Annotated in this window: 15 protein-coding genes; 5 read left to right on the top strand and 10 right to left on the bottom strand. The window is 74.2% G+C overall.

The genetic code is table 11. The annotated features are described in order from the left end of the window. Window positions 1–75: 75 nt before the first annotated feature. The gene (locus tag BX285_RS10375; RefSeq protein ID WP_121174967.1) at window positions 76–831 is read right to left on the bottom strand and encodes an endonuclease V; all 756 of its coding nucleotides are present in this window, start codon (window positions 829–831) and stop codon (window positions 76–78) included. A 203-nt stretch (window positions 832–1,034) separates the two neighbouring features. Between BX285_RS10375 and BX285_RS10370 the strand changes: the two genes are divergently transcribed. Next, complete coding sequence (locus BX285_RS10370) at window positions 1,035–1,373, top strand: hypothetical protein (protein WP_121174966.1); 339 nt, start codon at window positions 1,035–1,037, stop codon at window positions 1,371–1,373. A 36-nt stretch (window positions 1,374–1,409) separates the two neighbouring features. On the opposite strand, the gene BX285_RS10365 is transcribed toward BX285_RS10370, so the two are convergent. Both BX285_RS10365 and BX285_RS10360 read right to left on the bottom strand, forming a co-directional pair. Beyond that, window positions 1,410–2,174: an RDD family protein gene (locus BX285_RS10365; RefSeq protein WP_121174965.1), complete on the bottom strand. Its 765-nt coding sequence runs from the start codon at window positions 2,172–2,174 to the stop codon at window positions 1,410–1,412. 100 nt (window positions 2,175–2,274) lie between these two features. Then, window positions 2,275–3,729 (bottom strand): RDD family protein, encoded by a 1,455-nt coding sequence (locus tag BX285_RS10360; RefSeq protein ID WP_121174964.1) that lies wholly within the window; start codon window positions 3,727–3,729, stop codon window positions 2,275–2,277. A gap of 429 nt (window positions 3,730–4,158) precedes the next feature. On the opposite strand from BX285_RS10360, the gene BX285_RS10355 reads away from it, so the two are divergent. Continuing rightward, entirely contained in the window at window positions 4,159–4,575 is a 417-nt protein-coding gene (locus BX285_RS10355) for an SsgA family sporulation/cell division regulator (protein WP_097237712.1), read from the top strand. A 93-nt stretch (window positions 4,576–4,668) separates the two neighbouring features. Here the strand turns inward: BX285_RS10355 and BX285_RS10350 are convergent, their stop codons facing one another. The 4 genes from BX285_RS10350 to BX285_RS10335 form a co-directional block, all read right to left on the bottom strand. Beyond that, window positions 4,669–6,072, bottom strand: a complete 1,404-nt coding sequence (locus BX285_RS10350) for a glycosyltransferase 87 family protein (protein ID WP_097237711.1) — start codon at window positions 6,070–6,072, stop codon at window positions 4,669–4,671. A gap of 170 nt (window positions 6,073–6,242) precedes the next feature. Further along, window positions 6,243–7,817: a cellulose binding domain-containing protein gene (locus BX285_RS10345; protein WP_121174963.1), complete on the bottom strand. Its 1,575-nt coding sequence runs from the start codon at window positions 7,815–7,817 to the stop codon at window positions 6,243–6,245. 147 nt (window positions 7,818–7,964) lie between these two features. Beyond that, entirely contained in the window at window positions 7,965–9,428 is a 1,464-nt protein-coding gene (locus BX285_RS10340) for a HAMP domain-containing sensor histidine kinase (RefSeq protein WP_398900012.1), read from the bottom strand. Further along, complete coding sequence (locus BX285_RS10335; protein WP_259470480.1) at window positions 9,425–10,201, bottom strand: response regulator transcription factor; 777 nt, start codon at window positions 10,199–10,201, stop codon at window positions 9,425–9,427. The genes BX285_RS10340 and BX285_RS10335 overlap by 4 nt, the downstream gene beginning before the upstream one ends. 133 nt (window positions 10,202–10,334) lie before the next feature. Here BX285_RS10335 and BX285_RS10330 point away from each other — a divergent pair, with 133 nt between their 5' ends. Both BX285_RS10330 and BX285_RS10325 read left to right on the top strand, forming a co-directional pair. Then, window positions 10,335–10,868 (top strand): hypothetical protein, encoded by a 534-nt coding sequence (locus BX285_RS10330; protein ID WP_183107043.1) that lies wholly within the window; start codon window positions 10,335–10,337, stop codon window positions 10,866–10,868. A 108-nt stretch (window positions 10,869–10,976) separates the two neighbouring features. Next, window positions 10,977–11,552, top strand: coding sequence for an Lrp/AsnC family transcriptional regulator (locus BX285_RS10325; RefSeq protein ID WP_259470479.1), 576 nt, complete (start codon window positions 10,977–10,979; stop codon window positions 11,550–11,552). A gap of 9 nt (window positions 11,553–11,561) precedes the next feature. Here the strand turns inward: BX285_RS10325 and BX285_RS10320 are convergent, their stop codons facing one another. The 3 genes from BX285_RS10320 to BX285_RS10310 form a co-directional block, all read right to left on the bottom strand. Next, entirely contained in the window at window positions 11,562–12,368 is an 807-nt protein-coding gene (locus tag BX285_RS10320; RefSeq protein ID WP_257032717.1) for a S16 family serine protease, read from the bottom strand. 170 nt (window positions 12,369–12,538) lie between these two features. Then, a complete protein-coding gene (locus BX285_RS10315) occupies window positions 12,539–13,189 on the bottom strand; it encodes an IclR family transcriptional regulator (protein WP_097237708.1) in 651 nt (216 codons plus the stop codon). A 360-nt stretch (window positions 13,190–13,549) separates the two neighbouring features. Continuing rightward, the gene (locus BX285_RS10310; RefSeq protein WP_257033101.1) at window positions 13,550–15,382 is read right to left on the bottom strand and encodes a DEAD/DEAH box helicase; all 1,833 of its coding nucleotides are present in this window, start codon (window positions 15,380–15,382) and stop codon (window positions 13,550–13,552) included. Between the two features lie 308 nt (window positions 15,383–15,690). On the opposite strand from BX285_RS10310, the gene BX285_RS10305 reads away from it, so the two are divergent. Further along, complete coding sequence (locus BX285_RS10305) at window positions 15,691–16,116, top strand: SsgA family sporulation/cell division regulator (protein ID WP_121174962.1); 426 nt, start codon at window positions 15,691–15,693, stop codon at window positions 16,114–16,116. Window positions 16,117–16,125 lie beyond the last annotated feature (9 nt).

Here is a 16,125-nt window from a genome sequence, read left to right as displayed (position 1 = left end):
CGTTCCTGGCGGTCGGGGCCGGGCCCCGGTGTCTCATGTCTAACACACGGGGCCCGAACCCCGCCCGGGGCTTGGTCAGTTCGCGGTCGTCCGGCTGTCGTGGGCTTCGGCGCGGGCTTCGGCGAGGGCTTCGGCGAGGGCGCGGCGGCAGAGGGAGTCGGCGTGCCGGGTGGTTTCGGGGAGGCGGTAGCGGGAGGCGAGGTGGAGGGTGGTGCGGACGGCGGTGTCGAGGTCGATCCGGTGGCCGACGGAGACGTAGACGGGTTTGACGCCGGGGCGGGTCCGTACGGCGCGGCCGACTTCCTCGCCGGTGGCGGGGTCGGTGAGCGGGGCGGTGGAGCCGCGGGGTGCGTCGGGCTCGTGGTGCTCGAAGGTGAAGGGGGTCTTGGCGACGCCGAGGGTGCGCAGCCCGGTCACGACGCCGAGGTGGCTGGCGAGGCCGAGGCGGCGGGGGTGGGCGAGGCCGTAGCCGTCGCAGACGACGGTGTCGGGGGTGCGGGTGAGGGCGGCCAGGGCGTCGAGGACGGCGGGGAGTTCGCGGAAGGCGAGGAGCCCGGGGATGTAGGGGAAGGCGATCCGGCCGACGGCGGTGGCCTGTTCGACGACCTCCAGGGTGTCCCGGTCGAGCAGGACGGCTGCGGCGGCGACGAGGTCGTGGTCGTCGTCGTAGGCGACGTCCACGCCGGCGATCAGCCGGCCGGGGACGCCCGGAACACCGGTACCGTCGTCGGGGTCGTCGGTGTCGTCGTGGGCCTGGACGAGCGGGCGCAGCCGCTGCTGTTCGGCGAGTGCCTCGGCCTCGGTGGTGGGCCAGTCGGCGGGGATGGGCACGGTCGGTTCCCCCGGTGCGTGGTGTCGACAGGTTGCGGTTCACCGTACCGACCGGCGCGGACGACCCTGGGGTGAGCCCGTGCGCCCCCTGTGCCCCCGGGTCGGCGGGCTAGCCTGGAGGCAGTGAACTCCCTTGCCGGGTAGGACTTCTGGCACCGGTACCACTCCCGCCCGTTTCCCCCGACGTGCGAAGGACCCCCGTCATGCCGCGTCCGTCCGCTGCCCAGGCCTGCCTCGGCTCGTTCACCGTCGTCGCCGCCACGGTGGCGCTGTTGGCCGCCTCGGGCGCCTCGGGCGTCCTGGCGGTCACAGTGCTGGTGGTGTTCGCGTTGACGCTCGGCACCGTGGTGACGGTGCTCTCGCTGTCGGCGTCCTCGAAGCCGGACCCCGCCGTCGCGGCCCGGCCGTCCCCGGAGCCGCTTCCCACCGAGAGCACCCCTGTCGCCGAGAACATCCCTGTCGCCGAGGACGCCCCGGCCGCCGAGGACGCCCCGGCCGCCGGGAGCGCCGCCGCCGGACACGCGTACGCCCGGCAGCGCTGATCCGCCGCCGGGCGCAGGCGCGTTGCGCGCCGCCGTTCAGACCTCCGTGGTGACCACCACGGTCTTCGCGGCCTTGTCGTGGATGCACTGCCGGTACGGCTTGTCGAAGACGCCGAAGATCCCGTCGACGATCCACCAGATCGCGGCGCAGCAGAGCACGGCCGGGAGGATGAACACCGCGGCGCGGGTCCAGGCGGCGGACTGGGTGGGCGTGCTCCCGTCGACGAGCATGGCGACGCGGACCTTCACCGCCTTCTTGCCGAGGGTCTGGCCGTCCCGGCTGGTCATCAGGGCGTCGTAGATGAGGTAGAGGGCGCAGCCGATCCAGAACGCCTCGGCCGAGCCGTTGCGCTCGCTGAGGTCGGTGAAGGGAGCCACCACGATCACGCCGACGGCCTGCATGAGGACGTAGTCGATGAGCCGGGCGAGGATCCGCTTGGGCCAGGTGCCGATCGGCGGCATGCCGGGGACGGGCCCGGTGCCGGGGCCGCCGTACGTGCCGGGGCCGTAGCCGTACCCGGGCGGCGGCTGGTCCTGCGGCGGTCGGCCGTACGGGGACTCCCCGGACGGGGCTTCGCCGTACGGGTTCTGATCGCGGTTCGGCCCGGGGTACGGGGTGCCGCCGTAGGTGCCCTGGTACGCGCCGGGGCCGCCGGACGGGGTCTCCGCCGGGCCGTTGGACGGGGTCGGGCCCGACGGCTCGCCTTCCGGCGTTCCGCCGCCGGGCTGCGGGGACTGCTTGTCGAAGGAGGGCTTGCCGCCCCCCTCCGGCTGGGGGCCTGAGGGGTCGTGGTCGCTCATCCCCCGAGTAGAACACCGCCCATTCTCGTCCTCCGGGATATTCCGTCCGTTTTGCCGCCGGGGGCGGGGACGGGCGCGGAAGCGCGGAGAAGCGCCGGCTTCAGCCGCGCACCACCCGGGTCCGGGCCGCGCGGTCCTGCCAGCCCCGCCGTGCCGGACGGTCGGCCACCGGCCAGACCAGGCCGAGCAGCAGCACGGTACCCAGCTGCCGGACGGCCCAGCGGAGCAGCGAACGGCCGAGGCTCAACCTGCCGCGGGCGGTGGGGGCGGTTGCGTCCACCACTCGGATCCCGACCAGCCGCTTGCCGAAGGTCTGGCCGGTCCGCGCGATCGGCAGCACCTCGTACAGCAGACCGGCGAACAGCAGGATGCCGATCAGTACGGCGATCTTGCCCAGCACCACGTCGTCCACGAGCCAGACCTGGACCTGGCGGCGGGTGAGGGCGCTGGCCATCCGGGCCTGGTCGAGTTTCTCCTGGAGGTGGTCGGACACCGAGCGGCCGAGCGGGATCCCGGCGGCGACGGCGACCACCAGCAGCACGAGGGTGTCCACCACCCGTGCGGCCAGCCGCCGCCCCAATCCGGCCGGCACGGCGGCGGGCGCGGAGGCGGCGGGCCGGCGCCGGACGGTGGCCTCCCGGGCCGGTCGCGGCACGGCGGGCATCGGTGTGGTGGGGGCGACCGCCGCGGGCTCCGCCTTGACCACGGGCACTGCGCCCGAGGCCTCGACGAGGGGCGTCGGGGACACCGCGGCCACCGAGCCTGACGAGGTCGCCGAGGCCGCCGAGGCCGCCGAGGCCGCCGAGGCCGCCGAGGCCGCCGAGGCCGCCGAAGTCTCCCGCACCGCCACGGCCATGGCCGGCGCAACGGCCGCGGCCACCTCCACGGCAACCGCAGCGCGCTCCGGTTCCGCGCGCCCCTCCTCCGCCTCGGGCGCCCCCGGAAGCACCCCCCAGGAGACCCAGCGCGGCACGTCCCCGGTCTCCGCCAGCCCCCGCTGGGCCCGCGGATCGGCCTGCCAGCCGGACTCCCCGGACTCCCCGGACACCGGCTCGGCCACCGACCCGACCGTACGGAACACCGGCCCGCCGATGACCTCCGCCACCCGGGGCCCGAACACGAAGGACGCCCCGCCCGAGGTCTGGTCGAAGTACACCGGCCCGGTGTCACCCCCACCCGCCGGCATCAGGGCCTCCGGCCTCTGCCCAGAACCCGCTTCCGCCTCCGGCTCCGGCTCCGGCCCCGAGACCGCCTCCGGCTCCGAAACCGCCTCCGGGACCGCCACCGCCTCCGGCCCGGACCCCGGGGCCGCCACCGCAGGAACCACCGGCGGCGGCACCGCCCGGGCCGGCGGCACTGCCGCCCCGCTGCGCCGGGTCGCGTACCGGGGCGGCACCAGCACCTCGCCCTCGGCGGGCGCGAGCCGACTGGTGCCGGGCACCCAGGCCGAGCCGCCCCAGTACCGGACGAAGCCGGGGATGGAGGGGTCGGGGTAGTACCCCGGTCCGGGTGCGACGGCCGGGTCGCCGCCGTCGGCGAAGGGGCGGTCCGTCATGGGGGTCTTCTTTCCTGGCAGGTCCTGACGCGGGCAAGGGCGGGCAAGGGCGGGCAAGGAGGGACAACGGAAGGACGGGGGACGCCGTTACGGCACATCCGTCCGCGCGCGCACCCGGCGCACACCCGGCGCTCGGCGCACGTGGGGGCGCCGCCGATGGGCGGACAGTCGCTGGGCAGTCACAAAGGGTAGTACCTCGCCGAAGTCGCGACGGGAAGTTCGTCAATCCCCGGACAACGGCGGCCCGCCCGCGGTAAGGAACCGGGCGCGCGACCGGGCGCGCGCGCCGCGCAGCCGCCCGTTCACCACCCCTCGCCGAACTTCCCGAAGAAATCCCGGAAACGTGTGTAAGAGCCGGTGCGGACCGCCCTCTCAAAGGTCACAGGGCCCGGAACCGGGCACGACCCGAAGGCAGAGAGGAAGACGATCATGGAGCGCCCCGTCAGCGTCGTCGAGCACGAGCTGGAGCTCAACCTGGTGCTCTCGCCGGAGCACAGCGTGCCCGTCCCGGCGCGGTTGTCCTACGGCAGCCACGACCCGTACGCGGTCTACATCACCTTCCACCTGGACACCGGTTCCCCGGTGACCTGGGTGTTCGCCCGCGAGCTGCTGGTCGAGGGCACCTTCCGCCCGTGCGGCCAGGGCGACGTGCGGATCTGGCCGACCCGCTCGGGCCGGCGCAGCGTGCTGTGCCTCGCGCTGAGCTCGCCCGCCGGGGACGCGCTGCTGGAGGCGCCGCTGCCGGCCGTCGCGGCCTGGCTGGAGCGGGCTCACCGGCTGGTCCCGCCGGGCAGCGAGCTGGCGGCGCTGGACATGGACGGCTCGCTCGCCGAGCTGCTCGCCTAGGCGTGCGCGACAGCGTGCGCCGCAGGGCGCACCCGTACGTCCCACCCGAGCAAGGGCGCAACAGAGGTGACAGGAGCGGCCGCCCCCGCCGCCTCAGCGGGCCGCGGGGGCCTGCTGACGGCCGCGGGCGGTGTCCGGGCCGCCGCTGCCGTCGCGCTGTTCGGGCAGCCGGACCAGCGGGGCACCGGCGGAGCGCCGCCGGGCCCTTATCCGGACCGCGGCCGCGAGCAGGAAGCAGAGCCCGACCCACGGGTAGACCGAGGTGGGCAGCTGGCGCCACGGCGGCATGTGGAGGACGGCCGCACCCTCCGGCTTCGCCGCCCACATCGCGAAGGAGAGGAAGGCGACCAGCGTGGCCCAGAAGACGGCCCGCCAGCGCAGCCGGCGCACGGCGGCCGGGCGGGCGCGCTCGACGGAGGCCTCGGCGGCGAGCAGGACGAGCAGCGGAACGCACCAGACCCAGTGGTGGGTCCAGCTGATCGGGGAGATCAGCACGGCGGTGACGGCCGCGCAGCAGACGCCCCAGGCCTCGGCCCGGGGCAGCCAGCGGCCGCTGCGGGCGGCCCAGGCGGCGACGGCGAGCCCGGCCAGCGCGACCAGGCCGCCCCCGAGGGTGGCGAGGGTGCCGGGGTCGGTGCTGTGCAGCAGGCGGGCGAAGGCGCCGCGCATGGACTGGTTGTCGACGATCCAGGTCTTGCCGACCCGGGAGGAGTCGTAGAGGTACTTGGTCCAGAAGCCCCAGGTGGCGTCGGGCAGGACGAGGGCGCCGAGCAGGAACGTGCCGAGGAAGGTGAGGCCGGCCACGAAGGCGGCCCGGATCCGGCCGGTGATCAGCAGGTAGACCGCGAACAGGCCGGGGGTGAGCTTGATGCCGGCGGCGATGCCGATCGCCACGCCCTTGCTGCGGCGTCCGTCCGGGCGGGTGAGGTCCCAGAGGATCAGGCAGGCGAGCGCGAGGTTGATCTGGCCGTACCGGAGCGTGGTGAACACGGGTTCGAGCCAGACGCCGAGGCCGGTCACCAGGACCACGCCGATCGGCCGCAGCTCGCGGCGCGGCCAGCCGACCAGCTTGAAGGACAGGTGGGTCAGCAGGGCGAGCAGGCCGATGTTGCCGAGAGTGATCACCACCCGGAGGACGGGGACCGGGAACCAGGTGGTCGGGACGAACAGCATCGCCGCGAAGGGCGGGTAGGTCGCGGGCAGGTTCCACTCGGTGACGCGCAGCGCGTACAGGTCGGTGCCGTGGGCGACGGCGGCACCCTCGGCCCGGTAGACGATCATGTCCACCATCGAGGTGTGGACGAAGTGGCGCACCACGGCGTACCCGACCAGGGACAGCAGCGCCACGGCGGAGGCGGCCAGCAGCGGTCGGCGGGGAGCCCCGCGCAGGGCCCGGACGGGGGCGCCGAGCGCCCGGCTCAGCCGGTCCGACAGGGGGGCGGGCGAGGGGTCGGGTGCGGTCCGCACCGGGCTTCGCTCGTCTTGCACCGCTGTCACTTGTCCACTCCGTCCACCGCTCGGCCAACCAGCGACGATACCGGATGCCACCCGAACGGAGCCGAACGCAATCGACTACGCAAAGTGACAAAGACGCCCCGACCAGCCGTGCTGGGCTGCGGACTCGGCACGGACGGCCGGGGCAGAACAGGAACCCGGGCAGGCGGGCCTCAGCCCTTGTACGCCCCGAAGGCCCGGGTGAAGTCCAGCGGCTGCTGGACGATGCTGCTGCAGGTCGCGTCCGCATAGCCCTTGGCGCCGCCGTCGCAGGCCTTGTCGCGGGTGCCGGACCACATGGCCAGCCAGGCCAGGTGCTTGGCCGTCGCGAAGTCGGCGAGCTGCTGGGCGTCGGCCACGGTGAAGACCTCGCTGGCGACGTCGTTGACGCCGATCATCGGGGTGACCGCGACCTTGCGCCAGGCGGCCGCGTCGTCCAGCCCCAGCACGCTTTTGACCTGGGCCTGGGTGGCGGTGGCCGCGGCGATCGCATACTTGCCCATCCGGCCCTGCGGGTCGGGGGCGACCCCGTCGCCGAAGTCCATCGCCATGATGTTGACGGCGCCGACGGCGACGCCATTGGCCTTGGCGCCCGCGACCAGGTCGACGCCCTCCTGGGTCAGCCCGGAGGGCAGCGCGGGCAGGGTGAAGGAGACGTCGAGGGCCTTGCCCCTGGCGGCGGCGTTCTTCTGCAGCTGGGCGACGGCCTGGGCGCGCCGGGTGTTGGCGGCGGCGTCGGCGATCGCGCCGCCCTCGACGTCGAAGTCCAGCTTGGTCGCCCCGTAGGCGTCCACGACCTTCTGGTACGCGGCCGTGAGGTCGGCGGTGGAGCCGCAGGCGAGGGCCAGCTCGCTGCCGTTGGCGCCGCCGAAGGAGATCCGGACGTCGCCGCCGATCGCCCGCAGCTCGCCGATACGGGCGGCCACCGCGTCGGTGGACAGGTCGCTGACGCCGCCCCACTTGGGCACGCAGCCGCCACCGGACACCACGAAGGCCAGGTTGAAGTCCTTCACACCGCTCGCCTTGGCGGTGGCGACCAGGTCGTACGGCGGGTAGAGCGAGGTGTCCACGTACGGGGCGAAGCCGGCCCCGGCACCGGCCGGGGGAACGGGCACACCGGTCGCCGTGGGGGTGGCGGTCGGGGTCGGCGCCGGGGTGGTCGGCTTCGCCGTGGCGGTGGGGCTGGGCTTCGTGGACGCGGTCGCGGTCGCCGTCGCGGTGGCGGTCGGAGCGGTGGTCCCCGTCGGCGAGGCGGTGGCGGTCGGACGCCCCGAGGGGGTGGGCGCGGTGCCGTCGCCGGGCTTGCAGGAGACGTTGTTGATCAGGCAGTCGGCCGGTTCGGCCTGGGCCGCGCCCGTGCCCTGGGCGACGAAGCCGACCACCACGCTCCTGCCGGGCTCCAGTCGCCTGCTCCAGGCCTCCGGCTTGACCGTGACGTGCCGCCCGACGGCGGTGAAGGTGGCGTTCCAGAGGGAGTCGATCTTCGCCCCGACCGGCAGGTCGAAGCTGAGCGTCCAGTCCTCGATCGGGCTGCTGTCCGGGTTGGTGACCAGGTACTGCCCGGTGTAGCCGGAGTCCCAGCTGCTGGTGCGGCTGTAGACGGCGCCGAGCGAGGCGGCGCTGGCCGAGGTGGCGAGGAGGACCGTCCCGCCCGCGACCAGGGTGGCGGCGACCGCGGCGGCCCCGATGATCGCGCTCTTGCGGCTGCGCCTGCGGCGGCCGGAGCGACGGGTGGGCTGGGTGGTCATGGCGCGTTACCTCCGCGGATGCCTTCGGTCGGGTGACCGACGCTAGCGGCGGCCCGAGGGCGGAACGGGCGGGCTGAGCGAGCGGTAGAACTCCCTTAGGCCACCGTTAAGGAAGACGCCTCCCCGGGCACCTGACCCCTCCTCACCTCACCGCGGGAAGAGCATCCCCCGCGCGGCACCCCGCGCTGCCGCCCGCGACCGCCTCCGCCCGGTCCGCACGGGCGCCGCCGCCTCCGGCCGGGTGCGCAGCCGCAGGCGGGTCTCGGCGCCGCCGAGCACGGCCGAGCGGCCGAGGGCGAGGTCCCCGCCGGTGGACTCGGCGAGCTTGCGGACGATGTCCAGCCCGAGCCCGGTGGAACCCTCCCCGCCGTGGCCCTCGCCGCGTTTGAGGGCGGCGGCCGGGTCGCTGTAGCCCGGTCCGCCGTCGCCGACCAGCACGATCACCGAGCTCTCGGTGGCCAGGACGTCGACCGAGAAGGCGGTGCCGACCGCGGTGTGCCGGAAGACGTTGCCGAGCAACGCGTCGACGGCGGCCGCCAGGTCCCCGCGCTGGACGGGTACGGGGGCCGCCCGTTCGGCGCCGGCGAGCTGCCAGCGGCGCCCCTCGTCCTCGGCCAGTGCGGACCAGAAGGCGACCCGTTCGCGGATCACCTCGGCGGCGTCGCAGCCGACCGCGACGGCGGGCGCGTCCTCGGGGGCGCGGCGGGCGGAGCGGATGATCTGGTCGACCTCGCGCTCCAGTTGGGCGACCGCGTGCCGGGTGGCGTCGGCCGCGTCGCCGTCGCCGAGCGAGGCGGCGTTGAGGCGCAGCACGGTCAGCGGGGTGCGCAGCCGGTGGGACAGGTCGGCGGCCAGTTCCCGTTCGGCGGCGAGGAGTTGGACGACCCGGTCGGCCATGGTGTTGAACGCGTGGCCGGCCTCTCGCAGTTCCTCCGGGCTGCCGTCGACCTGCTTGCCCGCCACCGGGACGCGTACCGCGAGGTTCCCGGCGCCGAGCGAGCGAGCGGCGCCGGCGAGCCGGCGGGCGGAGGCGACGATCCGGTTGCCCATCCGGTCGGCGACCAGCACCGAGATGGCGACCAGGGCGAGCGCGACGGCGGAGAGCACCAGCCAGGCGGTGGAGACGCCCCGGGTGAGGTCACTCTCGGCCACGAACACCTCGACCACGGCGGTCCGCCCGGTGTCCACCGCGACCGGCTGGAGCAGCGCGTAGCCGCCGGCCACCTTCACGGTGAAGGAGCGGCCCTGCCCGCCGGCCGTGGCCACGTCGGCGTCGGCGGCCCGCCCCTCACCCAGCGTCGGCCCGACCGGCCCGGCCGGGGGGCCGATGGCGACCGGCTGCTCGGCGGCCGGCAGGTGGACCGCCATCCGCCCCTGCCCGCCGGCGTCCGTACTGGCCAGGGCCCGATCGACGGCGTCCCGGTCGGTGGTGATCGCCAGGGCCGGCCCGAGCGCCGCCGCCTGCCGCTCGGCGGCGGTGAACGCCCGGTCCCGCGCGGTCTGTTGGACCATCAGGCCGAGTGGGATGAGGAAGGCCAGCGCGACCATGGTGGTGCCGGCCACGGCGGCCTTGATCAGGGCCCAGCGCAGCGAGCGCCCGAACCTCCTCATGTCCGGTGGCCCGCCGGTCCCCCGGCGGCTCCCGGCCCTCCGGCGGCTTCCGGCCCTCCGGCGGCTTCCGGTCCCCCGGCCGCTCCCGGCCCTCCGGCGGCCTCCAGCCGGACCCCGACGCCCCGGACAGTGTGCAGGTAGCGGGGGCTGGAGGCGGTCTCGCCGAGCTTGCGGCGCAGCCAGGAGAGGTGGACGTCGATGGTCTGGTCGCCGCCGTAGGTCTGCTGCCAGACCTCGGCGAGGATCTCCTTGCGCGGTACGACCACGCCGGGCCGCCCGGCCAGGAAGGCCAGCAGGTCGAATTCACGGCGGGTCAGGTCGAGCAGCCGTCCGTCCAGGGAGGCCTCGCGCCGCTGGAGGTCGATGGCCAGCCCCCCGACGCGCAGCACCTGGGTGACGGGTGCGGCGCCCCCTCCGAGCCGGCGCAGTACGGCGGCCATCCGGGCACTGAGGTGTTCCCCGGAGAAAGGTTTCACCAGGTAGTCGTCGGCACCGTCGTTGAGCAGTCGGACGATCTCGGCCTCGTCGTCCCGTGCGGTGGAGATGATCACCGGCACGTTGGTCAGGCCCCGGATCATCTTGAGCGCCTCGCTGCCGTCCAGGTCGGGCAGCCCCAGGTCGAGGATCACCAGGTCACAGCCCACCTGGGCGACCTCCCGCAGCGCCTCCAGCGCGGTGCCCACGCTGCGGACCGCATGACCGGTGTCGGTCAGGTGGCGGATGAGGGCGGAACGTACGAAGGGGTCGTCCTCGACCACGAGCACTGTTGCCATGGGCCTGCACGGTACGCCATCGGCGGGCAGTGGTCTGTACCTCGGGGGCGGTCCGGACAGTGGGCAACTGCCCTGAGGAACAGCCGGGGTGCCGGTCTCGGACGGGGTGGAGATGCGGCAGGATGTGCGGACGATGCGGAACGGACTGGTACAGCTCGGCGCCTGGGCGGCGGCCACCGGGGCGGCGGTGGCGCTGGCCTGGCTCGGCGTGCACGCAGTCCTGACCGACGCCGCGTTCGAGCAGCCCACGGCGCTGCCGCTGCCCTCCCCGAAGGCCGACGGCACGCCGTACTCCCCGACCGCCGCCCCCGAGCAGCCGCGCTCGGCCCTGCAGTCCGAGCCCCCGGCCCCGCCCACCACCCCGGCCGCCGCCACCACGCACCCGGCGGCACCCACCGCGACCGCCCCGCCCTCCCGTCGGCCCGCGCCCACAGCCACCGCGACGTCCACTGTGAAGAGCTACCCGATCCCGGGCGGCAAGGTCGCACTGGACCTGAAGGCCGACAGCGCCTCCCTGGTCTCCGCCACCCCGGACCCGGGCTGGCAGATGCAGGTGTGGAACGGCCCGCAGTGGATGCGAGTCGACTTCACCAAGGACAACCAGGCCAACTCGGTCTTCGTCTCCTGGAACGGCCACCCGCCGGTGGTCGAGACGGCCGTCCGCTGACGGCGCCCGGCCCCCTGATGCGCCCCTCAGAACTGGTCAAGCCGTGCCCCGGGGCGGGAGAATCGGCCGCGCCGCTGTACAGCATGCCCACCCCAGGACGGTGCCGTGATGCCCCCCGCCCACTCCCCGAGCTCCCCCGGTTCGCCCGACTCCGCTCCGGCCTCCACTTCCGTCTCCGCGTCCCCGCAGGCCACTTCGACCGCGGGCAGTACGAACGACACGATCGACGCCCTGGACGGCCGGCTGATCCGGCTGCTCGCCGAGGAGCCGAGGATCGGGGTGCTGGAGTGTTCGCGCCGGCTGCAGGTCGCCCGGGGCACCGTGCAGGCCCGGCTGGACCGGCTCCAGGCCAAGGGCGTGATCGGCGGCTTCGGCCCCGAGGTGGATCCGGCGGCGATCGGCTACCCGGTGACGGCCTTCGCCACCCTGGAGATCTCCCAGGGCCAGGGCTCGGACGTCAGGGCGCACCTGGCGAGCGTGCCGGAGGTGCTGGAGCTGCACACCATCACCGGGATCGGGGACATGATGGTGCGGATCGTGGCCCGGTCCAACGCCGACCTGCAGCGGGTGATCGACCGGGTGGTGGGCTTCGACGGGATCGTCCGCTCGTCCACCGCGATCGTGCTGGAGAACCCGGTGCCGTACCGGATCCTGCCGCTGGTGGACCAGGCCGCCGCCGAGTAGATCCCCGGATCAGCAGGAGGGAACGCTGCCGCCGCTCTTGAGCGCCTGCAGCGCCGCCACCGACTCGCCGAGCGTGCCGACCGGCACCAGCCGCAGCGTCCCGGGCAGGTTCACCTTGGCGTCCGTGCACTCGTCCCTGGGCAGCAGGAACACCGTCGCGCCGTCCCGGGCGGCCGCCTGCGTCTTCAGCGGGACACCGCCGACCGGGCCGATGGTGCCGTCCTTGTCGATGGTGCCGGTGCCCGCGACGGTGAGCCCGCCGGTGAGGTCGCCGCCCTTGCCGTCACCGGCGAGCTTGTCGACGATGCCCAGGGCCAGCATCTGGCCGGCGCTGGGGCCGCCGACGTCGCCCAGGTCGACCTTGACCTTCACCTGGTCCGGCGACAGGTGGAGGTAGTTCAGCGCGGCCGCGGTGGCGCTGTCCTGCGACTGGGCCATCTGCTCGGCGATCACCTCGTTGGCCTTCGCCGGGTCGCTCTCCGCGTAGACGGTGTCGGTGGGACGGACCGCCTCCTTCGGGTCGAACCAGGCCTGCATCGACCGCAGGAAGGTGTTGCGCTGGTCGGCGTTGGTCGCCGTGATGGTGACCATCCGCAGCTGGCCCTCGGTGGTGCGCAGCGGCGCCCCGGTGATGGTGAGCACCGGCTTGTCCTGGTAGGTGCCCAGGGTGTCCGCGGTCGAGCCCGGCCAGGTGATGGTGTACGGCAGCGGGACGAAGGCGGCCACGCCGAACAGCGAGGCGACCAGCAGCCCGCACAGCGCGAGCGCGCGGGTCCGCGGGGAGGTGAGGGCCTGGGGCAGCTTGGTGTCGGACACAAGGGGAATCCAAACACACGCTGCTACTCGCCCGCTCGCCTCCGGGGCGCTCCGGCCCGGTGCCGACGGTCGGCGCTCCCTCGCTTCTCCCTTTCGGTACCGGCGCGCCCCTTCGGCTCGGGGCGGGGTCGCCCGGGCCCCTTCGGCTCGGGGCGGGCGGGCGCGGGGCGCTACCGCAGGGCGTCGGCCACCTCGGTCGCCGCCTCCACCACCCGGGGGCCGACCCGCTCGGGCACCATCCCGTTGAGCATCACCACGCCGACGCTGCCCTCGATGCCGCTCAGCCCGAGCAGCGCGGCGGCCGCCCCGCAGGCCCCGGACTGTTCCTCCGCGCGGGTGATGACGAAGCCCTGTTCGGGCCGGCGTTGGCTGGGGAAGGTGCGGGCCTCCAGGATCGCCCGGCCGGCCGCGCTCTCGCCGAGCGGGTGGCGCTGCCCGGTCCGGTAGGCGACGTGGAAGTCGGTCCAGCTCGGCTCGACCACCGCGACGGCCAGCGCCTCGTTGCCGTCCACCAGGGTGAGGTGGGCGGTGGCGCCCAGGTCCTCGGCGAGGCTGCGCAGGGCCGGCAGCGCGGCCTCGCGCAGCAGCGGGTGCACCCGGTGCGCGAGCCGCAGGACGCCGAGGCCGACCCGGGCGCGGCCGCCGATGTCCCGGCGGACCAGGCCGTGCTGCTCCAGGGTGGCGAGGAGCCGGTAGACGACGGTGCGGTTGACGGCCAGCCGGGCGGCCAGTTCGGTGACGGTCAGCCCCCGCTCGGAGTCGGCGAGGAGCTTGAGGACCCGGACACCACGGTCCAGGGTCTGGGAGGTCTCGGCTGTCACGACGGGCAATCCTTTCCGCGGCGCTCGCGGGGCGTGCGGCGCCGGTCCAAGGTCGGTGTCGCGCGCAGGTGGGGGGTGGCCGCGCTCGGACCGGTCGGTGTCTCCTTGACGCCCGTACGGTCCTGCGGCGCCCGTCCCGCGGGGGGTTGCCCGGCGGAAGAGCGTGGGGGAAAGGTAGTGAAGGAAAGGTCCCGGCGGAAGTGGTTGTCCAAAATTCGGGCGTGATCGACTTCGACACCGCCGAAAATTCCGGACAAACACCCCCAATTCACCTGGTACATCAGCGCACGAGTTCGACTTCGGTCCGAAGTCCGGACACACCGGGGCAGACGGCCCCTCCCGCGACCGCCTGCCGGACCGTTACTTCGCCCACTCCCGGATCTTCGCGATCCGCGCCTTGAGCTGGTTGGCGGTGGCCTGCGCGGTGAGCGGCCCGCCGCACTGGCGGCGCAGCTCGTTGTGGATGGTGCCGTGCGGCTGGCTGGTGCGATGGTGCCAGGCGGCCACCAGCGCGTTCAGCTCCTTGCGCAGCTCCCGCAGCTCCTGGTGGGTGACGACCGGCCGCTGCTCGGCGGGCAGCTCCAGCAGGTCCGCCTCCTCGGCGGGCTTGGTCTTGCTGCGCTGGATCTGCCGGTGCTGGCGCTTCTGCAGCAGCATCTGCACCTGGTCGGGCTCCAGCAGGCCGGGGATGCCGAGGTAGTCGTCCTCCTCCTCGCTCCCCGGGTGGGCCTGCATGCCGAATTCCATGGCGTTGTACAGGACCCGGTCGAAGACCGCGTCGGAGCCGAGCGCCTCGTAGGAGAACTCCTCGCCGCCCGCGCCGTCCGGCCCGTCGTTGGCCCGCTCCGCCTCGGCGAGCAGCCGGTCCTCCTCGTCGAAGAGGCCCTCGCCCTCCTTCTTCGGCCGGTCCAGCACGTGGTCGCGCTGGACCTCCATCTCGTTGGCGAAGCCCAGCAGCATCGGGATGGTCGGCAGGAACACCGAGGCGGTCTCGCCACGCTTTCGGGCGCGCACGAAGCGGCCGACGGCCTGGGCGAAGAAGAGCGGGGTGGAGATCGAGGTCGCGTACACCCCGACGCACAGCCGGGGCACGTCGACGCCCTCGGACACCATGCGGACCGCGACCATCCAGCGCGAGGTCCCGGCCGCGTAGTCGGAGATCCGCTTCGAGGCCTCGGCCTCGTCGGAGAGCACCAGGGTGACCTTCTCGCCGCTGATCTCGCGCAGCATCTTGGCGTACGCGCGGGCGACGTTCTGGTCGGTGGCGATCACCAGGCCGCCCGCGTCCGGGATCGCCTTGCGGACCTCGGTGAGCCGGCGGTCGGCGGCCTGCAGCACGCTCGGGATCCACTCGCCCTGCGGGGAGAGCGCGGTGCGCCAGGCCTGGGCGATCAGGTCCTTGGTCATCGGCTCGCCGAGCCGGGCCTCCAGCTCGTCGCCGGCCTTGGTGCGCCAGCGCATGTTGCCGCTGTAGCTGAGGAAGATCACCGGACGGACGACGTGGTCGGCGAGCGCGTGCCCGTAGCCGTAGGTGTAGTCGGCGACGGACTTGCGGATGCCGTCGCTGCCCGCGTCGTACGCGACGAACGGGATCGGGTTGGTGTCCGAGCGGAACGGCGTACCGGTCAGCGCCAGTCGGCGGGTGGCCGGCTCGAAGGCCTCGAAGCAGGCCTCGCCCCAGGACTTGGAGTCACCGGCGTGGTGGATCTCGTCCATGATCACGAGGGTCTTGCGGGCCTCGGTCCGGTTGCGGTGCAGCATCGGGTTGACCCCGACGCCCGCGTAGGTGACCACGATGCCGTGGTAGTCGCGGGACAGCGGCCCGGAGGAGTACGCCGGGTCGAGCCGGATGCCTATCCGTGCGGCGGCCTCGGCCCACTGCTTCTTCAGGTGCTCGGTCGGTGCGACGACCGTCACCTGCTGCACCAGGTGGTTGTGCAGCAGGTACGAGGCCAGGGTGAGCGCGAAGGTGGTCTTGCCTGCGCCCGGGGTCGCGACCGCGAGGAAGTCGCGCGGCTGGGTCTCGATGTACTTGTCCAGCGCCCCCTGCTGCCAGGCCCGCAGCTTGCCCGCGGTGCCCCAGGGGGCGCGGCCGGGGAAGGCGGGCGAGAGGTGGTGCGAGGCGGCGGGCGCGGCGTGGCCGACGGCCCGTACGGGGGGCTGCGGCTCCGACACGTCGGAGAACAGCGGCATCGAGGAGGCGGCGGCAGTACTCACGGTCTCCGAGGGGGATCATCGCAGGTCAGAGGCAGTTTTGCGGCCCCGTCCCGCGGTCGGGCGGCGATCGGACAACCCGCCCAGCCTACCGGCCCGGCGCCGTCGGGGCCTCCAGGAGAGGCGCCGCGCCGGGCCCGCACGGCCGGAAATCGATGTGACGCACGTCACATCGGATCGGCGTCGAAACCGGGTAATCACGGTGGTCACCAGGACTCTCACCAGGGTGAGGCCGCACCGCCCCTCCTGCCCCAGCGCGGCCTCGCACCGAACCGAAGGGACCTCCCGTGCGCACCGTCGAAGAGACCGTCCAGGCCCGTCTGATCCTCTCCTCCCACCGCTCCGTCCGGCTGCGGGCCGTCCTGTCCTACCTGCCGGAGGACCCGCTGGCCGTGCGGATGGCCTTCCCCGCCGAGTTCTCGCTGGACGAGGCCCCGGAGGTGCAGGGCGGCGAGGACATCGTCTGGGTCTTCGCCCGCCGGCTGCTCTCGACCGGAGTCGAGGTGCCGACCGGCCTCGGCGACGTCCACGTCCGCCCCGCGCCCGGCCGCTGCACCATGGTCGAGCTGCGGGCCCCGGAGGGCACCGCGCTGCTCCGGTTCGACACCGGCGACCTGCGCCGCTTCCTGTGGCGCAGCCGCCTGGTCGTCCCCGAGGGCGAGGAGCACCTGCACCTGGACGCCGACCGCGCCCTCGCCCAGCTGCTCGGCTGAGGGGGCAGG

Origin of the sequence: Streptomyces sp. 1114.5 (assembly GCF_003635085.1) — a bacterium.
Taxonomy (GTDB): Bacteria; Actinomycetota; Actinomycetes; order Streptomycetales; family Streptomycetaceae; genus Kitasatospora.
Note: the sequence above shows the minus strand (reverse complement) of the source record. Positions and strands in the feature narration are given on the sequence as shown.